Source organism: Dorea acetigenes, assembly GCF_025567385.1.
GTDB classification, from domain to species: domain Bacteria; phylum Bacillota; class Clostridia; order Lachnospirales; family Lachnospiraceae; genus Claveliimonas; species Claveliimonas acetigenes.
Window position 1 is genome coordinate 1 of record NZ_JAOQJU010000004.1, and the last position, 19,290, is coordinate 19,290.

Annotated in this window: 26 protein-coding genes and 1 pseudogene; 16 read left to right on the plus strand and 11 right to left on the minus strand. The window is 34.7% G+C overall.

What is annotated here, in order from left to right; genetic code table 11:
- Positions 1-138 precede the first annotated feature (138 nt).
- On the minus strand, positions 139-513 hold the full coding sequence (locus OCV99_RS05520) for a TnpV protein (protein WP_015535394.1): 375 nt from the start codon (positions 511-513) through the stop codon (positions 139-141).
- A 323-nt stretch (positions 514-836) separates the two neighbouring features.
- Here OCV99_RS05520 and OCV99_RS05525 point away from each other — a divergent pair, with 323 nt between their 5' ends.
- Positions 837-1,265 (plus strand): hypothetical protein, encoded by a 429-nt coding sequence (locus tag OCV99_RS05525; protein WP_033126098.1) that lies wholly within the window; start codon positions 837-839, stop codon positions 1,263-1,265.
- Between the two features lie 251 nt (positions 1,266-1,516).
- Here OCV99_RS05525 and OCV99_RS05530 read toward each other — a convergent pair whose 3' ends face one another.
- The 6 genes from OCV99_RS05530 to OCV99_RS05555 are packed head-to-tail and all read right to left on the minus strand — an operon-like array spanning position 1,517 to position 5,113.
- Positions 1,517-1,666, minus strand: a complete 150-nt coding sequence (locus tag OCV99_RS05530) for a helix-turn-helix domain-containing protein (RefSeq protein WP_242856472.1) — start codon at positions 1,664-1,666, stop codon at positions 1,517-1,519.
- A 4-nt stretch (positions 1,667-1,670) separates the two neighbouring features.
- A complete protein-coding gene (locus OCV99_RS05535) occupies positions 1,671-2,084 on the minus strand; it encodes a dUTP diphosphatase (protein ID WP_055057065.1) in 414 nt (137 codons plus the stop codon).
- Complete coding sequence (locus tag OCV99_RS05540; RefSeq protein WP_033126099.1) at positions 2,074-2,853, minus strand: FAD-dependent thymidylate synthase; 780 nt, start codon at positions 2,851-2,853, stop codon at positions 2,074-2,076. The genes OCV99_RS05535 and OCV99_RS05540 overlap by 11 nt, the downstream gene beginning before the upstream one ends.
- Positions 2,840-3,166: a hypothetical protein gene (locus tag OCV99_RS05545; protein WP_003864545.1), complete on the minus strand. Its 327-nt coding sequence runs from the start codon at positions 3,164-3,166 to the stop codon at positions 2,840-2,842. Before OCV99_RS05545 ends, OCV99_RS05540 begins: the two co-directional genes overlap by 14 nt.
- Before the next feature lie 29 nt (positions 3,167-3,195).
- Positions 3,196-4,749, minus strand: a complete 1,554-nt coding sequence (locus OCV99_RS05550) for a relaxase/mobilization nuclease domain-containing protein (RefSeq protein ID WP_055221938.1) — start codon at positions 4,747-4,749, stop codon at positions 3,196-3,198.
- Positions 4,727-5,113, minus strand: a complete 387-nt coding sequence (locus OCV99_RS05555) for a plasmid mobilization protein (RefSeq protein ID WP_055057067.1) — start codon at positions 5,111-5,113, stop codon at positions 4,727-4,729. Before OCV99_RS05555 ends, OCV99_RS05550 begins: the two co-directional genes overlap by 23 nt.
- 351 nt (positions 5,114-5,464) lie before the next feature.
- On the opposite strand from OCV99_RS05555, the gene OCV99_RS05560 reads away from it, so the two are divergent.
- The 8 genes from OCV99_RS05560 (at position 5,465) to OCV99_RS05595 (ending at position 11,298) form a co-directional block, all read left to right on the plus strand.
- Entirely contained in the window at positions 5,465-5,647 is a 183-nt protein-coding gene (locus tag OCV99_RS05560; protein WP_052302926.1) for a DUF6061 family protein, read from the plus strand.
- Positions 5,648-6,527: 880 nt separating this feature from the next.
- Positions 6,528-7,283 carry a hypothetical protein gene (locus OCV99_RS05565; RefSeq protein ID WP_040015611.1) on the plus strand — a complete coding sequence of 252 codons (756 nt, stop codon included), beginning with the start codon at positions 6,528-6,530 and terminating at the stop codon, positions 7,281-7,283.
- A 642-nt stretch (positions 7,284-7,925) separates the two neighbouring features.
- On the plus strand, positions 7,926-8,339 hold the full coding sequence (locus OCV99_RS05570) for a hypothetical protein (RefSeq protein ID WP_005334777.1): 414 nt from the start codon (positions 7,926-7,928) through the stop codon (positions 8,337-8,339).
- Positions 8,340-8,544: 205 nt separating this feature from the next.
- Positions 8,545-8,703, plus strand: coding sequence for a hypothetical protein (locus OCV99_RS05575; RefSeq protein WP_226901469.1), 159 nt, complete (start codon positions 8,545-8,547; stop codon positions 8,701-8,703).
- Between the two features lie 31 nt (positions 8,704-8,734).
- The gene (locus OCV99_RS05580) at positions 8,735-9,937 is read left to right on the plus strand and encodes a hypothetical protein (protein WP_005334774.1); all 1,203 of its coding nucleotides are present in this window, start codon (positions 8,735-8,737) and stop codon (positions 9,935-9,937) included.
- A 33-nt stretch (positions 9,938-9,970) separates the two neighbouring features.
- Positions 9,971-10,168 (plus strand): hypothetical protein, encoded by a 198-nt coding sequence (locus OCV99_RS05585; RefSeq protein WP_005334773.1) that lies wholly within the window; start codon positions 9,971-9,973, stop codon positions 10,166-10,168.
- A 19-nt stretch (positions 10,169-10,187) separates the two neighbouring features.
- Positions 10,188-10,469, plus strand: coding sequence for a hypothetical protein (locus OCV99_RS05590; RefSeq protein ID WP_055057068.1), 282 nt, complete (start codon positions 10,188-10,190; stop codon positions 10,467-10,469).
- Between the two features lie 97 nt (positions 10,470-10,566).
- Positions 10,567-11,298, plus strand: coding sequence for a hypothetical protein (locus OCV99_RS05595; RefSeq protein WP_005334769.1), 732 nt, complete (start codon positions 10,567-10,569; stop codon positions 11,296-11,298).
- Between the two features lie 219 nt (positions 11,299-11,517).
- Here OCV99_RS05595 and OCV99_RS05605 read toward each other — a convergent pair whose 3' ends face one another.
- From OCV99_RS05605 to OCV99_RS05620, 4 genes and pseudogenes are all read right to left on the minus strand, one after another.
- A complete protein-coding gene (locus OCV99_RS05605; RefSeq protein WP_008369915.1) occupies positions 11,518-12,228 on the minus strand; it encodes a DUF6040 family protein in 711 nt (236 codons plus the stop codon).
- Positions 12,206-12,532 (minus strand): annotated as a pseudogene (locus OCV99_RS05610) (MobA/MobL family protein); the annotation flags it as partial. The gene OCV99_RS05605 and the pseudogene OCV99_RS05610, both read right to left, overlap by 23 nt.
- 135 nt (positions 12,533-12,667) lie before the next feature.
- On the minus strand, positions 12,668-12,997 hold the full coding sequence (locus OCV99_RS05615; RefSeq protein WP_005334765.1) for a type II toxin-antitoxin system RelE/ParE family toxin: 330 nt from the start codon (positions 12,995-12,997) through the stop codon (positions 12,668-12,670).
- Positions 12,994-13,302: a type II toxin-antitoxin system RelB/DinJ family antitoxin gene (locus tag OCV99_RS05620; RefSeq protein ID WP_028087852.1), complete on the minus strand. Its 309-nt coding sequence runs from the start codon at positions 13,300-13,302 to the stop codon at positions 12,994-12,996. Before OCV99_RS05620 ends, OCV99_RS05615 begins: the two co-directional genes overlap by 4 nt.
- A gap of 390 nt (positions 13,303-13,692) precedes the next feature.
- On the opposite strand from OCV99_RS05620, the gene OCV99_RS05625 reads away from it, so the two are divergent.
- The 7 genes from OCV99_RS05625 to OCV99_RS05655 all read left to right on the plus strand — a co-directional run bounded on the left by OCV99_RS05625 (position 13,693) and on the right by OCV99_RS05655 (position 19,289).
- On the plus strand, positions 13,693-14,247 hold the full coding sequence (locus OCV99_RS05625) for an RNA polymerase sigma factor (protein WP_005334762.1): 555 nt from the start codon (positions 13,693-13,695) through the stop codon (positions 14,245-14,247).
- Complete coding sequence (locus OCV99_RS05630) at positions 14,237-14,992, plus strand: hypothetical protein (protein WP_055057091.1); 756 nt, start codon at positions 14,237-14,239, stop codon at positions 14,990-14,992. Before OCV99_RS05625 ends, OCV99_RS05630 begins: the two co-directional genes overlap by 11 nt.
- Positions 14,983-15,849, plus strand: coding sequence for an ABC transporter ATP-binding protein (locus OCV99_RS05635; protein WP_055057092.1), 867 nt, complete (start codon positions 14,983-14,985; stop codon positions 15,847-15,849). The genes OCV99_RS05630 and OCV99_RS05635 overlap by 10 nt, the downstream gene beginning before the upstream one ends.
- A 4-nt stretch (positions 15,850-15,853) precedes the next feature.
- Entirely contained in the window at positions 15,854-17,020 is a 1,167-nt protein-coding gene (locus tag OCV99_RS05640) for an ABC transporter permease subunit (RefSeq protein ID WP_055057093.1), read from the plus strand.
- 83 nt (positions 17,021-17,103) lie between these two features.
- Positions 17,104-17,724 carry an NUDIX hydrolase N-terminal domain-containing protein gene (locus OCV99_RS05645; protein WP_005334860.1) on the plus strand — a complete coding sequence of 207 codons (621 nt, stop codon included), beginning with the start codon at positions 17,104-17,106 and terminating at the stop codon, positions 17,722-17,724.
- Positions 17,725-18,002: 278 nt separating this feature from the next.
- On the plus strand, positions 18,003-18,179 hold the full coding sequence (locus OCV99_RS05650) for a helix-turn-helix domain-containing protein (protein WP_003864535.1): 177 nt from the start codon (positions 18,003-18,005) through the stop codon (positions 18,177-18,179).
- A 120-nt stretch (positions 18,180-18,299) separates the two neighbouring features.
- Positions 18,300-19,289 carry a helix-turn-helix domain-containing protein gene (locus OCV99_RS05655; RefSeq protein WP_044954635.1) on the plus strand — a complete coding sequence of 330 codons (990 nt, stop codon included), beginning with the start codon at positions 18,300-18,302 and terminating at the stop codon, positions 19,287-19,289.
- Position 19,290: the final 1 nt, after the last annotated feature.

A 19,290-nucleotide genomic window follows, 5' to 3' on the forward strand; every position in this document is an offset into this window, starting at 1 on the left:
TTAAGAATACCTTGCCGCATATTTATTAACTCCTTGTATAATACTGAATCTAATTATATTCCTTAACCCTTTATTTGTCAAGCTGACAAACTAAAGCAGAAAAAGCGGCAGGATTTCCCCCTGCCACTAATCATCTGTTTATGCAAAAATAATTTCCTTTTCCACAATCTCCCTCGCACAAGCCCTTATGTTATTCGTTCTTCCAGTCCATTCTAAGGCGTTTTCTTCCTTTAGGCATTCCGTTATGCCCTGTGCTTGCTTCATGCCCTCTATGAGCCGTTCAAAGTGTTCCTGTGCCTGTCTGTCAATGTCGGCAAGGTAAGCATTGAGCCTGCCGCTTGTGAGAAGATTGGTGTATGTAATTTTGCGGTACTCCCGCAGATAGTCCAAGTGCCGCCGTCCGAATAAGTCTATCGACTGTTCCTTTTCGGGTGGTATGGTAAGGCAGGGTAAAATGTATTCGCCTTGCCGTTCGTATCTGCCGCCCATTTCCTCAAAGATTGATTGTACCATTTGTTTTTCCTCCAAATAAGATATTCACTCCATACTCATGTCTGCTATCATTAACACAATTTACGTTTTCTCCTTATCTGGTTTCATACATTATTTAAAATTAAATAAAAAAGTTAATTGGGTAAAATCATGTTTTGCTACATGTGATAAAGATGAATTGTTTTTAGGAAAAAATGTATTAAATGCGAGAATTACACAAGAACAGTTTGTTGAAGAAATGAAAAAAATTAAATAGTATTAAGATAATAAAACGCCCACTTTGTAGGCGTTTTATTTGAAATACAGATTTAATTCAACTATATAATTCTAAGGAACTTAATAAAATGAAGAAAAATAATATAACACTTGTATTTGTTGCTATCGTTTTTTCGATTATTGTTGGAATGATAATTGGAAAAAGCTTATTAAAGTATAAAGAAGGTGAGCCAGATGTAGTTGGCAGTTTTTCTATGAATAGAGATGAAAATTTTACAGTAGTTGCTAACAGAAAAAATATTTCTGATAAAGAAGCATTTGCAAGACTGCTTTTAAAAATGTACAAAGAGAATTCATTTCATTCAATAAAATTTTCTACAGATCATGGATATGCAACCAGCCTTGATATGACCGTATATTCTTGGAAAGAAGATATCGAAAATGGCGAATCCATTATGCAAATAGAATTTAGACCGATTGAATATGGAAAAGATTATGATCTTGTTCATAATCCGGATAAATATGTGCTTCTTATCGATGGAACAGAAATAAAGTGAAATATATAGATATGTAGATAAAGCGCAGAAAAAGAGGATTGCTCAATACAGGTTATTTTCAATTATTACCCCTAAAATGATAAAAGAGAGGCAGCGGATAATCCGTTGCCTCATTACAGTATACGACACTTAATCTAGTTCCGCCCCTAACTCATACCTCCAATACTCCGCCGCCTCATACTCCCTGGGTTCTGAGAGTACCGGTACGGTAAAGAGTTCAACCGGAACACCGAGTGTTGATGCGAAGAGCTTCATAAGATCCTCTTTCGGACATCACTCTCATACTGAGCAATCCGGACATCAGCACAGCTGTCGGGAAATCCAACAGCCATGCCAAGTTCTTTTTGGGTGAGATGATTTTTTTGTCTTAAGTGTTTTAATTTTCTTCCAAATGTAATCATAGTATTATTCTCCTGTGCTTCCGAATGCCCCAGTTCCTCGTTCTTCACCAAGGTCCAGGACAAAATCTGCGATCACGACCGGTGTAATCACCAGCTGACCGACGCGTGTGTCTTTATGAATGGTCTGAGAAGATGTGCTCACGTTGCTTATAATGGCATGGATTTCACCACGATAACCGGAGTCAATCGGTGGAAGTTCACATACCAGTCCTTTTGCTGCCATGCTGCTTCGTGGAAAGACATATCCGGCAAATCCATCTGGGATGATGAGACCGAATCCAAGCGGAATTCTTGCAACCTCGCCTGGTTTTAATACGCAATCATAAGGCATGAATACATCAGCACCGGCATCATTTTCATGTGGCCGGAATGGATGATGATCTGCTTTCAGACCAAAGTCAATCAGTTTAATCTTTATGGCTGCTCATCTCCTTCCGGATCAGCAATGGATAATCTGTTTTTAAGATATCTGCAGGCATCCAAAGTTTTGAAATGGGATTCTGACAGGACATCTGTTTTTCCATGCAGCTTCCTCTCTGACAGAATGGACCGGTCAGATCTGGTGCAAAAAGAATCGGGCTTAATTTGTACAATCTTTGCCAGATATAGAGCATCACAATCCTGGTTTCATCCGTATTCCTTCTGCAGGTTCTCTGACCAATCATATGCTTCCACTGGTAAGGTGTCGCGCTGATGATCAGTACGTTTCGAAGTCCCTGAGGTGTGGCATATCCGGCTGAATCATGATCAATGCCTAAGGCACAAAGCTCTGCATAATGATCCAGATCTGACTGACAGCTTTTCTTGTAAATATCCTGGATTTCTTTATCTGCTTTCATGATTCCATATGGAATAGCAAATGCAGCATGACCGGAATAATTGCTGTACTGCAGAGATGCACTCATGTACTTTACTTCATTCTGATGTCTTGTGATCTGTGCCAGGAAGCGTCTGCTTGCACCAACAACAGCTACGGTAATGACCATGAATTTCTGCACGGTTGGATGCGGAAGCCCTGCAATGTTTTCTACAGTCTTCTGACTGTAGGATTGACGGTAAAGATCCATCAGATCTGCCATGTTCTGGATCGTATGACCGTGTTGTGTGAGTCTGGCAGCAAAGACCATATTCTGTTCTGCTTCCCGGATTCCATAGCAGTTTAAGATAGCTGTTTCAATGTGATCCATAGGCCTGTTCCTCCTTTACCAGAGCTTTTAAAAGGATCAGATAATTGATGCAGTCTGTGATTTTTTCATCCCACTGTTCCATGTCAAAATGTAACAGAGTGGAATAACACATATCGTAAAGGGATACGACATGTTTCGACATCATACCGGCCAGTGCTGCTTTTGGATCGCAGTTTTGTAAGGCGGCAGCAATCTTGAATGCACTGAGGCGGTCAATATTGTCACCGGTATATTCTTTCTTTTTATGTGCCAGAATATCGGCACACTTTCTCATCTGAAGTTCAAATACAATATTAAATTCTTCTTGTGTCATGTGATAGTTCCTCCTTTGTTTTGTGATAGTTATCGTTCGAGATCTTTGTTTTTTGATCTTACTGGTTCTGGTATCTGCATCTGAAGAATGGCATCAACATTCTGATCGGCAGTGTCCAGATCTTTTAATTTTTCTTTCAAGCTGCTTATTGCTTCTTCTTCGGAAGCTATCTGCTGTTGCAGTTTTTCTTTTTGTAAAGTCAGGGTTTTTAGGCTTGTCATCTTTCCATCCTGATAAAAGGATCTCAGCCAATCTCTGGCTTCTTCATATTTCTGAATTTCCTTCGCATGTTCTTTCCGGTACTTTCCTTTGTACTTTGCATTTGAAAATTGGGAATAAACTTCCTTGTTTGCATAGTACTGTCCGGTGTAGCGGATCTGATCATTGAGAGTCCTTAGATTGGACCGATGCTGAGCAAACTGTGTCTGCATTTCTTTCAATTCCTGCTTTGATGCAAGCAGTGTTTTTTTCAAATCTGACTGCGTATCAAATCCATGTTCCTGCACATAGATAATGGTATTTGCCATTTGCTGCAGATTAGAAAGTTTTACCCGATGAGCATAAGCCGGGCTCTGCATTGCTTTCACATTTGTCTGGAGATTTACAACCAGGCACAGGTGAGATCTGACGTAGAGAATGGCCAATGGATCCTTGCGTAAGAAGGTCTGTTCCAGGTGTTCTTTTCCATATCGTGTTCCCAGTGCACGTTCAGAAATCCGCTTCTGTCGATCAGGATGAAGATAGCTGTATCTGCCACGATGCTCAATCACAGAGATCTGAAATAGTTCCAGAAGTTTAGATTGGAATTCATCAAAACTATTGGATGTGGCAGCGCATTCATCAATCGCATTTCGCAAATATTCTTTCTGTGTAAGGAACACGGTGGATGTTGGTTTGAGACCATCTTCGATGATTTTTTGATTGATCTCATCCAGTTTTTGCTGGCCATGTTTCTGTGCCATATATTCTTTCTGAGTGATTTTTCTTTCAGCCGGAGCAAGAAGATCTATCTGGTGAAGTCCTTCCTGTTGGCACCGATCCATGACTGTTTTCTTAAAAGTGTTCATGAATTTATCAGTGGAACGATGCTTGTAACCGGCGGCTTCCTCATGTGGTTTATCCATATAAGGCTGCCTTTCTACTGCAGTCTTCCGCACACTGTTGATGACGATGTGGGTATGGATATTTCCGGACTCATTGTGCCCATCGGTATGAGTAACCACCAGTGCCTGATATCCGGGAAACATCTGCTTTGCAAGTTCCAAACTGATTGCGTGTGCTCTTGGTCCGGTAAGTCCGTTTTCTGTAACATCGCTCGGATCGTAGCTGATAATGTAGTGGTGACTTTTGATATCTTCACGTTTTTTATTTTTGTGAAAATGAGCATTTGTCAGTTCACATTCCTTGTCAAAAGACATCGGATCACAGTTCAGCCCATCCATATAAAACTCTTTTCGCAAGATGCTTCGTCCGGATTCATCTACAATCTTTTTCCCGGTTTTTTCATCATGTTCAAACAGAAGATAATTGATAGCAGCTGAGTAATTTGCATTTCTGCTTTTAATGTGTTTTACGATTGCCATTCATACCACCTGCCAGTTTCAGTACCTCTTTTCTCAATAGGAATAAGTCCGTGATACACTGATGGATTTCGTTTTCTATAGCACGTGACTGACTGCCACCACTGTTAAAATGCTTGGCGATCTGATTGAGATTCGATCCAATCTTTCCATATTCACTGACCAGTTTTCTGAGGTCATTCATGTCTGCAACAACTTCAATCTGATGATTGATTTGATTCTCAAGCAGAAGTTTTCTCAGATATTCTGATCGGCTAATAGATAAACAAGCAGCGCCTTGGTCTAATAAATCCAGTTCGACATCTGTAAGACGTAATCCTATAAAATGTCTGTGATTCAGTTCTTTATCTTTGTTTTTTGTTCTCATACTCCTCCTTCCGCTGAGACTATTCCTCCCGCCGGGAGTCCACGTATTTCAATATCGGCTGTCCCTTCCGATATTAGAAATAGTGCCGTGAACACCTTCAGGTGGAACCAACAGACAAGTGAAACGTCTGTTATTAAGAGGGTATGGGGAGATCCCCATCAAGATAAATCCCATAGGAGAACAGGATGCCAAACGGCAATACTGTTAAACATGGGTGGATCTTGCTCTGTATGTGTACCCCTCTATATAACGAAACGCTGAGAGCCTGTTTTACAGTGGGGGAAAAGAAAAAATATCAAAAAAATGATGATTAATGGTGAGCTTGTGATAGAATGAAAAAAAGAGAAAAGCATAAGTGTTGGATATATGCTTCGCATTGATTGCTGGGGAGCTGAAAAAGATTTAAAAACCACATATGGATCAGAATGTGCGCTTACTTCATTGGCTGTGGATGAGCCTTTAGAATATGCAAGATTATATCTCGATGGCAATTTACAGATGTGGATAGATTCAGAAGATTCACTTGAATTATAGAACAAGAATAACGGGTAGAAAACTTCTGATGCCCATTTTACAAGGGGTTCGAGTTTTTTATGTCTGCTGGCGCTATTTCTCTGCTGGAGTACTATTTTCGGGATAATGGCGAAAGGCTTTAGCGGTATAGTTAGAAGCACCGTTTCCATATTTTGTATTGGTTATGGTTTTTATATAATCGCTGGAATAATAGTCAATTGTAGAGCAAATGAAATAGACACAGGGGATTAAGGAAGAGTTGAAGGCAGATAAACAGATGGAATGGGTAGCAAATAAATACTATACAAGAGTGTGAAAAGGGAATTTTGAATAAGGAGATGATTTGGCAATAAGGTGCAGTAATCTGGTGGAAAGCAAGTCTGAAAATGGCTTGCTTTTTGCTTTACAATGTGGTTAGTTGATGTATATAATTATGATAAAGAGATAAAATTGATTTTTATATTTTGGTTCGATATTGTGATGCAGTTTTTATCCCAAAAAGAGTAAAAATCGAATTATCCGCATAAACACAGGGATTTTAAGCAATATGAAACAAAAAATAAAAGAATTTTACCACTAATTTACTACGAATGAAAGAACCTTGATACGACAGAGAAAACAGCATAAATAAAGGCAAAATTGGCATTTCATACAGAATATGAGATGTCTTTTTTGTTGCTGTAATACAGTATAACTATTCTTTTTCTGCTTGATTATTAATCATTTTTTAGGACATGAATTGTCAAGAGCTTGTTGCGTAGCAATGTTTACACTCTTGATAATTTATGGAATAAAAAATATTCTGACAGATACTAGAAAAGTGATGACTACTCAATTTTCTAATGATATAATATGATAAATAATAATAGATAAACTTGAAGTGATTAAGGAAGTGTATGCCATGAAAAAATTTTTGAAAATAATGTTAATCATAATTGGAGCGATTTCTTTGATTTTTGTAGCTCTGATAGGGATTGGGTTATTTGTTGATGTTGAATATGATGACCATATTGAAAATGGTCGTTATACTTATGTTCCGGAAGAAGAAAATAAAGATAATGAATACGTGGAATTTACGATAAATGATTATGATAAAAATAATGCCAAGCTTGTATATTATGACACGATTGAAGAAGCTATTCAACTTTCCACTTTGAATGCTGAAAATGAGGAACTTTCGGTTCCTGCTGATTTTCTTAATCATGTTGATGAAACCTTGCATATATGGCAAGGCAAAAAATATGATACGATTTTCTATCGGGCTGGAAATGATAACGATGATATTCAAGGCTTAGTAATGGCTCGTTGTAAAAAGCAGATACAGAATGGGCATACACAATACGCATTTATAAATGCTACACCGGTTACAACGAAACGAGATAGAATTTTGTTAGATGATATTACAGAGCTTATTCACTCTTCTTTGAAATTAAGTGATTTCCAACAAGACTTAAACCCCGATTATCCAAGCAAGCGTTTTGTTTACGGCTATGCACATGATAAAGAAATCTATTCATTGGAAGTAGAAGGACAAAAACCGGACGGTGTAATTGAAATCAATGTATATGACAGAGTCATGTATCTATGGTATTACAATGACTTACAAAGTAACAAAAGAGGTGACTGTTTAAGCTATTCGGTAGATGTACCTAAATAAAATGACATTTTTACATAATACTATATTATTAGTTAGGCAGACGGAGTGATCCAGACACGGTGGCAGGAAAATCTTTCAGATTTTTCTGCCATGTCTTGCAAGTGGCTGGTTTACTTCGTCTGTGAGCGAGCCTGTGGCGAGCGAAGATTAAGCCCCCGTTATCTAACAAGGGGGGCACAAAAAACAAAAGACACTATACACTAACAGGCGGAAAACGCTGTATTTACAAGGCAAAACCGCATTTTATAAGATGTGATATAAAAAGTATCTATTTCACAAAAGAAAAACAATAAATTTAAACATTATAATATTTTAATTTTTGTGGTAATGATATGCAAACTTTTTAGGAGGGAAGATATGGATTGTAAAATGACTGATATTATTGCTATTATTTCAAGTATCATTGCTATTGGTTATTCAATTTATTCCATAATTACTAAAAGTTATATTCGTCAATACAACCTTGAAAAATTTGAACATTTTTCTTTAAATCAGAAGAAAGTTTGTATTGTTTTCAATTTTATTATGACACTTATAATTGGGATAAGTGGGGTGTATATATTGCTATTATACTTATTCTAATGGGATTGAAAGCATTTATGTAGCAAATAGCAAAATTTTATAAGTGAAACGAGGTACTCTATGGAAAAAAAGGAACTTATCAAACTATATTTACAAAATGTGGATAAAATGTTTGGATATGCCAACATGAACGCATATATTGATGAGCGATTAAAGAAGTATACGAAATACTGTCAAAGTAAAAAGCCAGAAGAACAGATTATTATATGGCTGAAATTATTGCATGAAAATTTCGGAAAAAAGATTGTTTATTTAGGAAGTTACTTAGCATTACAAGAAAAGGATATGAGCTATTTAAATAATGCGTTCAATTCGGCAGTAACATGGGGACAACTCACAATAACAAACAGCGGTTGCGACCATTCCATTCACGCTTGGAATATTTTACCACATATATTCTGTGCAAACCGCTTTCGTGACATTGAAAAAATATTTCCAAAAGAAAACGGACTTAGTAAGAATGCAGATTTATGAGTGGTTATAAGAAGTATCTGCCAAAAAGAAAACACCGATAAAGCCTGTAAAATAGGGATATATCGGTGTTATAAGAACTTATGAAAAGATAATTAGAAATTTATTTTATGTTTTAATGGACAAAACAATTGTCAAGGATGGATGGCTATATAGAAATGGATTTTTAAGGAAGAACTGTAAAATAAGATTAACGGATATTACCCAGATGAAAAGAAAAAAGAATTTATTTGGAGAAGCTCTTATTTTATATAAAAATCAGAAAAAAATCGCTAAAATTTCTGCCCGAAATAGAAATGTGGACTGGCTGCAAGTAAAGATTGCAGAAATAAAAAAGGATAAGAAGAAATTAGAACGTAAAAAATGAAAAATGTGAATCATATAGGGAGATTGAGTTTATGGATAATGTCATTAGATTAAGTAAATTTGTAAAAAATTTAGGAATAGTAACAACAGTTCTTTTTTTAATAATCGTACTGGTAACATTTGTTACAGGAAATATGGGGGTTGCGATATGTTTTATGCCTTTTGTATTTTTAGGTATTGCTTTAATTTTGGCATACAAGAAACAAATAATTGTAGTAAATGAAGATGAAATTGTATTTAGCTATCTGGTTAAGAAAACTCAGCATATAAAATATAATGATATTCGTTGTATTTTAATGATTCCATTAAATGGTAGAACAGATGTCATATTAATTGATAAGATGTACAATAGACTTGTTACTCTGGAGCAAGTGTATGTAAATTATGATATTTTATATGATACACTTATAAAACATGAAATAGATCTTGTGGATTTTGGTGAGTTAGTTGAACAGAACAAAGATGTATCAAAGTATGTACCTGCTTTAAACTGGATAGAAAAGAATTTCTATAAATCTATATGTAATGAGAATACAACTATCAAAAATATGTCAAAAACAATAGAAAAAGAAAAGCGTAAAAAAACAAAGCAATTTTTAAAAGCTTTAGGTTGGATTCTAATAATTGCTGATGCGGTAGCATTTTTTATTGGTGGCAAAACAATGTTAGTTATATTTATAATGGTTTTGATGATTACATATGCAGTGTATATAAAATATTATCCATATATATTTATAGAAGTCACCACAAAAAAAGGACAAGAACTGGCGTATCAATTACCATTTATGGGTGCAGCAATAGCAATGCTTTTATCCCTGAATACGAGTAAACTCTTTAATTATGAATTTGGAAACTATATGAAGATTACGGCAATTATTACTGCTTTACTTGCACTGCCATTTATTATTAAATCTTTAAAAACAGATGTACCACAGAAATTTGGACGTAAACTTTCAGTTGTATTTGCTGCTTTTATAATCGCATTTACAATTAGCTTCCCAATAAATTTTTTATTTACATTTGATGGGGCAACTCATGAAATTGCAATTGTAACAGACAAAAAGATTAGCAGTGGTAAAACTAGAGATAGAGAGTTATATGTAAGTTGTAATGGTAAAAGAGAAATATATACTGTTTCAAACAGTGAATATGAAAATACATCAATAGGCGATAGTAAAAGAATTTGTAGAAGAAAAAGTGCATTAGGATTGGAATATAGTACGATACATGATTAATATTTATTTAAAGATAAGGAGGGAATATATAAGATGAAAATATTGTTAGCAGTAGTTGGAGGATTATTATTACTGATATTCCCTTTTATAGTTATGAAAAAAGCAAAAGTAACAAAAGAAGAAAATACTGATGAAGCAAGGAAAAAATTTAATGTGTTTCTCATTTGTATGATACCTGTTCCTCTAATAGGCTTCATATTTCTTTTAATAGGGCTTAGAAGTTTTTTATAAAATTAAATAAAGGAGAAAAATGTTAAAAAACAATGATATATCAATACCAGAAGCCTGCTATGCAGATTTATGTAAGGTGGGTTTTTTTGAAAGAAAACAGGTTAAATTAACAATTATATGGAATGAAAAAATAAGCAGAAATAAACAAATACTTACACTTAAGAAGTTATATCCTGAATTAAATAAAGTGTCTACAGTTGAAAGCTATAAAATTACAAAAAAACGAAGAAATGGCAATTTGCAGAGATGGGATGGGGATTTGCTGTTGACTTTTCGCATAAAGCAGAAAAAGCGGGGATAAAAATATTGTTAGAAGAATAACTAAAAATCTTGCTAATGTATAAGTTAAGTAAAAAATAGAATGAAAAATAATCATATAGCAGAGGAGATTGGGTAATATGAAGGAACAAAAGAAATCTTCTTGGGGAGCGGTTCTGGTGTCATTTTTAAAGGAATTTCTATTAAACTCATTCGAAGCCCCAGGTCATCTTTATTATGATGAAAATTTAACTAATGAAGGAAAAAGAAAGAAAAATTATATTTGGAGGGTGCTTCTACTGGTGACTGCGGTAGGAGTAGCTTTGCTTCCTGTTATAGCTTGGAACATGTTTGTTCCAGATGTGCTATGGGCAAAAATAGTTACCGTTGTAGTGTGTGAAGGCTATGTTGTTTTTATAGTAAGTATGGAGATTATCCAAATAAAGGATGAGCTAAAGGAAGATATGTTAAAAATAGGGGGATATAAAATTACTCCCAAAGGAAGTATTTCCCTATTTAAAGAAATTGATTTTAAGATTGCTCAAACAGAGTATTCTTATACAATATTGATTTCTAAGAAACCTTTAAAATGGCTTTATAAGAAGTTTTATGTTACAATCTATGGAAGACATGGAAAAGTAAAAAAGATTGAATTGGTTCGAGCAGACAAAAAGTATTCTACGAAATATGAGACAATGAATGGTACAGTCTTAGAAAAGTTGCAAGAAGAAAATAATAGGTTTTTAAGGAAATGCTTAGGTACTCCCAGTAAAAAGAGTATGACAGGCGTCGAATATTATTATGAGTGGGGACAAATACAATCCTTCTATGATGATCGTTCTTGTCAAACAGGAATTGTAATTATGTTTTAAAATAAGGAATATTGTATCTCTTGCTTCCGTATGCAGAAAGATTACATCGGTACAGAGAAATGTGGTAGTGATACACCAAAGAACACAGGCGAAACCTTATATCTCGGTTCCACAAGTAGCGAATCTTTCAAAAGAGAGAGATGGGTAAAACTTCGCTGTTTATATAATAGTAGGGGACGATGTTTTATCCCCTGCTATTATACGTTTTTTAGCATGTTTTCACCAATATTGCTTGGTACCTAACCGATTTTTCAAATAACATCTGATTCCAAGATATACTCCCTGAGAAAGTACGAAAAGCAATAGAAGATTTACGGAAAGTGCTTTTTTAATTGCTTCTCCAAAATAAATGATGACAGCAGTACTTGTCAGTATCATCAGTAGAGTAATAACATCCCAACAGTTTTTCTTATATAATTCTATAACCTTTATTTCTATCAGTATCGCCAGTATCCCTGTCCCTGCCACACATATTCCGACAACCAATATCAGAAATAACCAATATACCATTCCGGCTATAAAAGGATTTGGAATTTTTGTGCTAATCTGTGCCACAGATTGCCCGGCATCAATTGTCCAACCGATAAAAGTTTGTAGGAATGACGCTGCATCATGGAAGAATGATTTACAATCGGAAAGGAACACATCGGACTGTACTGCCTGAAAAAGAGTGGTTGTCAGCGAATACCATGCAAGAAGGAACAAGGTTGTTTGGAACATTACCGTTTTTGCTTTATACTGTCCGGCAAGTCGCTCTTTTTGTGTTCCGTATTTCGCTTTTTCATTCTGATAGGCTGTCCGGTCACAGGATTCACATTTTTCATAGAGTACCGGCTTTTCTACCGGTATCTCTACGATTTTCTGATGTGTCCGGGCATAATCCCGTTGTTGTGTTAAACAGCGTATTTTATTTTGATATTCCCCGATCATGACGTTTGCGCTTCGCAGCTTCTCTTTCTCGTTCCGCAATGCTCTGTCTGCCAGCTTCAAGTCGTTCTTTAATGCTTGAATATTCCCGGCTCTGTTCTCTTTGTTTAATTTCTCGTTCAAGATCAGAGATTCGTTGAGCTGCGTCTTCAGTTCCACGATAAGCTGGTCTTTCTGTTCCAGTTCTTCTTGTATCTCCTCGGTCAGGAGCAGAAGCTCTTCCAACTGTTCGGCGTTCTTTAATTCTCTGGATTCGTTCATCTATATCACGTCCTTTCTCTATCTGCTGTTCCAGTTCAGCAATTCGTTGTTATCCTCTGCTGATTTGGTCGTTTCAATCAATACGCTACATTCTTCCATCGTAATTCAGCCCTTTCTTTTTAATTTTGAATATGAAAAAAGCAGTCGATCATAAATGAAAGACTGCTTTAAATCATATCCTTTATTGCTTTGTGTGGAGATTTAACTGATTGTCTATGTCCCGTCCGGCATACATTACTCTAAGTATTGTTACAACTTTTTTATCGCTGTCTGGAATATAAAGTACCACATAATTGTCTACTGGTAATACACGAAGTCCACGACTTTTCCACGGTTCTTTTTCATATTTTCGATAACGCTCCGGCATCGTATCCAGACTTAATATCTGTTCTTCCAGACGGTCAAGCTGTCCGCTTGCATTTTCCGGCGATTGTAATTCAAAAGAAATATATTCAAAAATCCCTCTCAAATCACTGTCAGCCTGTTCGGATAATTCTACTTCATATATCATAAGCCATAATCCTTGCGAATGTCAGCAAATGCTTTCTTCGCATTTTTTGTCCGTCCAGCCTGCATATCCGCATATCCTTTCTCCAATTCTTCATTGAACTCTGCTTCTGATAATGTGCTGATATCAACCGGTCTGGCAGATGGTATTTTTACTTCAAACGGAAGTCCTCTCTGTAAGATAATCTGTTTATAAAACATATTGATAGCACTGGAAGCAGGGATACCAAGTGTAGACAGGATACTTTCTGCTTTTTCTTTGACATCTGGTTCAATCCTTGCATATAAATTTGCTGATTTTGTAGCCATATAAAACATCTCCTTTCGTGAGTAGTATTTCCATCTATCTTTATTATATGCAAATGTCCGCACAATAGCAATACTATTTTTATGCTCCAATAATCTTATTGAATAACTGTAACAATACATCTTTTACGCCGGACGCATTGAATACAAGACCAACGGCTACTAAGGCAACTACCAAGAATCCGATAAGTTTGGAAAACTCACGCTTACAGGATAATCGAACTACTGCATACTAACCGCCACAGGGAACTCCTAATCCCTTGCCCATGAGGGGAAGAATAGTTTATCATATTGTAAATAAATATAAAAATAATATAAAAAGTTTTTGTGTTTTTAAATGATTTGTTAAGGTTAGTTGTTTATATATAGAGAAGAATAATTAAGAGAAAAGTGATGGATATGATACAAGACTGGATGATAATAAACAAAATTAAGATGGGAGATCCTGATGCATGGGATATTTTAGTACATAAATATTATGATAGTGTGTATTTTTATTGTGTTCGCAGATGTTATGGAGACTGCGATATAGCTTCTGATTTAACACAGGATATTTTTTTAAAATTGGTAGAAAGTTTACCTAGATACCGATTCATAGGAAAATTTCAAAATTATCTATACACTATGGCTGTCAATACTTGCAATAATTATTTGAAAAAAAGACATATTGAGCAAATAGAACTCACAGATAATTTTACAACTGATTTAGACACTTCATTGATTGATGAAATATTACATGATGAGAGAAAAGAAACGGTTCAAAAAGCACTTGATTTACTTCCTGAAATACAACGAGAGGTTGTGATACTACGGTATTATCACGATTTAAAGGTAAAAGATATTGCGACAATTACTGGCGTGGGGGTATCTACTGTACAGTCACGTATTTATCAAGGCCTTAGAAAATTAGAAAAAGTTTTAGAAAGAGAGGAATTTTATGATGGATAAAAAAGATATTATATCGAAATTGGCTGGTTATAAATTAGAAGGTGATATAGAAGGACGTGAAAAAATCATCGAATTAGGATATGAAATAATGATTAGACTTAGAATGAGTCGACATTCTTACTTTGAGCTATTCCTGTCAACTTTTCGCTTCATACATGTTCATACTTGGATAATTCAATTATTCATTTTTCTATCAGGGATAACTATGGCATTAAATTTTAAAAATTTACAGCCGATAAGTGAAATAATGTTATGCATCACAGGTGTAATATTCATTTCGGCTTTATTTTTTATAGATGAATTATTCAAAAGTTTTACTACAGGAATGTGGGAATTGGAACAGACATTCAAATATGATTTGCGACAACATATTATGATGAAATTATTGATTTTTGGCATTATTGATATGGTAATTGTTATTTTGCTTTCTCTTATGACTAAATCTATAGTATCTTTGCCTTTGTATCAGATATTAGTCTATGTACTTGTTCCATACAATATTGTTTGCATTATTTTATTTTCGCTTATAACTATATGGAGAAAGCAATTACATAATTATTTCCTATGGTGTATATCGGGAAGTATTTGTGTCGCAGTTATTTTAATTGCAAATATCTTTAAAATATATGAAATTCGAATGCTTTATTGGGGAATAGCATATTTCATTACAACGACAATATTAGGGATTATCTTATATTCTCAAACTAAAATAATCAAATGGGAGGTAGCTTCAGTATGGAATTAACTATTAATAATATAACAAAACAATATGGGAATGTAACTGTGCTTGATGATGTGTCGTATCGATTTACTCCTGGAATTTACGGAATATTAGGTGCTAATGGGGCGGGTAAAACAACTTTATTTCGTATTATTTGTGGACTGATGAGAGCAAATTGTGGAAATATACAATATGACCATAAAGATATTGCTCTGCAAGCAGAATATTATCGCTCGATTCTTGGATTCTTACCACAAGATTTTCGATACTATCCTGATTTTACAGGATTAAATTTTATGATGTATATCGCTTCATTGAAAGGCTTAAATGGGAAAATAGCAAAAAAGAGATGTTTAGATTTATTGATTCAGGTTGGCTTAGATGATGTGAAAAATAAAAAAATCAGAAAGTATTCTGGCGGAATGAAACAGAGACTAGGTATCGCTCAAGCAATGATCAATAATCCGGAAATTTTAATATTAGATGAACCTACGGTAGGGCTTGATCCCAAAGAGCGAGTTAAATTTAGAAAACTGATAAGTTCGTTTGCATCAGAAAAAATAGTATTATTGTCTACACATATTGTATCAGATATAGAATATATAGCAGATGAAATCATTATTCTAAAAAAAGGTAGAATTGAAAATACAGGCACAATAACATATTTGTTGAAAGATATTAACAAGTGTGTATGGGAATGCCTGGTTCCAGAAAAAGAAGTAAATCGAATTGAGCAAGTATATACAGTAAGTAATCGTAAATATGGAGAAGACGGAGTTGTTCTTCGACTTATTTCAAGGGAAAAACCTTTTGCAAATGCGAAACAAGTTGATCCGGTTTTAGAAGATTTGTATTTGTTTTATTTTAGAGAGGGGGAATGAGAGTATGACATCGCTAATTAAGTTTGAACTTGGGAAAATATTGAGAAACCGAACTGTATTTGGTGGGATTGTTGTAGGATGCTTAGTCCTTCTGGGGATTTTTTTTGTTGGGTATCACTATTCACAGCTATCAATGAGTGAAGCGAGTAATAAGAAAAAGGGGTTTGAAAAGAGCCTCGATGTAATAATAGATGAAAAATATTCTGGAGAGTTTACAGATGAAAAAGTTAAAATGATTCTGTCTGATTCTATGAATAATTTCCAAGAGAATGAAGAGCAAAAAGTTGTTAATAAGCCTTTTTATCCATTTTATTGGGAAATGGGAGATACTTTTTTTTCAAAAGATGCCGAAAATGTTTATTCAGAAATGATTGAACAGGTTAATAAAGGCCAAAGATTAACAATAGAAGACGTGGATTTATATTCATTGGACGAGGCTGGATTTAAAAAATTTGATACTCCTTTGACATTAGGAAATTATGTTCCATGGACAGATTTATATCGAGTACTTGGATATATATATGCTCTTTTGTCCATAATTACAATATTGGTATCTTCCATAGTGTTTTCAGATGATAATTCTAAAAATATCAATCAGATTCTGTTAGTTACAAAATATGGAAGAAACAAAATGATATTTGCTAAATTGATTGCGACAAGTATTATTACAGTGAGTTTATTTATTATTTTTCAATTGGTCAACATAGGTGTTTTCTCTACAATGTATGATATGAGCGGATGGAATTCAGACATACAAACAAATTTGTCGTTGGGGTTATTTGACTTCCCTTTGCAATATAACCATATTCAAATATACTTTTTAATTCTTGTCATGCAATTAGTTGGTATTGGATTTGTTGAGAGTGTAACATTGTTAATATCAGCTCTTATGCATTCATCTATGTCAGTATTAGCTGTTTCATTAGGGGTATATATATTACCATTATTGCTGGTGCAAATGATAAAAACAGGGGTAGGTAACAAAATTTTGTATTTGTTTCCAATAAATAATTTGAATGTACAAAATATATTAGGTATTCTATATTCAAAAGATGCTTTTTTCTTCCATTCCTTCTTCATTAATATAGGATTTATATTTATTTTTCAGCTCTTAATACGAGTAGGGATGCAACTATATTGCTTTATTTATATTAAACATTGGAAGTTTTAATGATTTTTTCAATGAAAATGCAATTGAAGAAAAAATATGATATCATGTGAGTAACAAATCGGAATTTAAAGGAGCGATAATCTATGAATAAAAACGAACAATGGCTAAAATGGGCAGTAGAATTACAAGCTATTGCTCAGGGTGGTTTGTTTTATGGAAAGGACAAATTTGATATAGAACGATATGAAAGAATCCGAGAAATTTCTGCTGAAATGATAAGCTATAAAACTGAAATATCTACAGAAAAAGTTCAAAATTTATTTTGCAGTGATGTAGGATATCAGACTCCTAAAATAGATACAAGGGCTGCGATTTTTAAAGACGGGAAAATATTATTGGTTCATGAAGCAAATGGTACTTGGTCATTACCGGGAGGTTGGTGTGATGTCGATATTTCCGTAGAGGAGAATACAATAAAGGAGGTCAAAGAGGAATCAGGACTTGATGTTACTGTAAAACGTGTGATTGCTGTTCAAGATAGGGAGAAACATAATCTTCCAATATATGCGTATAAAGTATGTAAGATTTTTATGCAATGTGAAGTGACGGGCGGTCAATTTAAAACGAATATTGAAACAACAGGTTTTGATTATTTTGGAATTGATGAGCTTCCAGAACTTGCAGAAGAAAAGAATAATAAAGAACAAATTGCGATGTGTTTTAATGCAATGCAATCAGAAAAATGGGAAGCTTTATTTGATTGACTTCCGGTTTTCTAAACTGACAACTTCTAGTTTGTTGAATTAAAAATGAAATAAAGTTCCAGTAATCATAGAGTGTATGGATTCAATTCCATATGCTCTTTTTCTTTACTTAATTTCATGAAAAATGTAAAAATCTAATGTTACGAGTTGCATTAAAGAAAACTCGTAAGAAAAAAGTAAAAAAATTTGCTTTTGACCACTGTAAAACATGCTCTGAGCGTTTCGTTATATGAAGGGATAATTTTTCTTTCATATTTCAAAGAAAAGAGGATAAAGAAATGTCAGAAAAAAGATGTTATACAGTTCAAGAGTTACAGGAAATCTTAGGAGTCAGCAGACCTACTATTTATAACCTTTTAAAGAAAAAGGAATTCCGGTGGATCCAGTTGGATGGCGGAAAGTATCGCATCTCTAAGAAGAGTTTCGATGACTGGCTCGATAACTTGGAACAATAAAAAACAGGGTGTTGATCAGGCAGATTTTGTCTGCAATCGACATCCTAAATTTTTATCTGGATTTGAGATATGATATAAGAAAAAAAACTAACACTAAAAAAGACAGGAAGTGAAGAATAAATGGCAACAGCAATTATGAAACAAAAAGAAGTTCCGGAAATGGACGATGTTGAAGAGATCATTTCAAAGATATCAGAAGACAGTCCTTACAAACGGCGTCCGACACAAAAGAGAACCTGGATGACCGTGCCGGAAATGGGAAAGCTGCTGGGATTAAAAAAGACAGATCGATACTGGCTGGTGCATAAAAATGTTTTTGAATCTAAAGAGATTGCTGGAAAGATACGAATCAATATTGCCAGCTTTGAAAAATGGTACGCCAATCAGATTAAATACCATAAAGTTACCGGAGAAGAACCAGGGAAAGAATTGAAATCCTGGTCCTATTCCGTTAAGGAAGTTGCGGATCTGTTGGGTGTTGATGAGTATCTTGTTTATGATTTACTCAAGAAAAATCAAATGGAAGCTGTTATTGTCGATTACTGGAAACGAATACCAAAAGAATCTTTTCAGAACTGGTATAAAAGCCAGTCCCGGTATCGAACAAAGGAAGACAGAAAAAAAGACGCTCTTCTGGAAGATGCAACAATTACGATGCCTGAGATGGCACAGCTGCTTGGAACAACCAGAAGCGCAGTATATACAATTCTTGATAATCCAAAGTATAGTCATTTTTTTGAATTCATTGTGATTGCAGAAAAGAAAAGGATCACAAAAGAGAGTTTTCGAAAATTCCTGGAAGGTCAGGATCGGTATAAGCTGGATCCATCGAATGATTATGAAGAACTTGCACAGGAACAAAATATTGCCCTGGCTAATTTCCGGCGGAAGAAATTATCACAGACCGGAATACGAGGAAGCAATGGAAATATAAAGTATCTTACTTTTGATGAAGCTTCCTATCTGGCAAAGGTCAGCAGAAGCATGATTAACAAGTGGGCGGATAAAGGAAAGTTCACAGTAATAAAAGTTGGCAGTCGAGTTAGGATCCGTCGGGATGAATTTGAGGACTGGATGGAGCAAAGAGATTTGGAAAGGAGTATGCAATAAT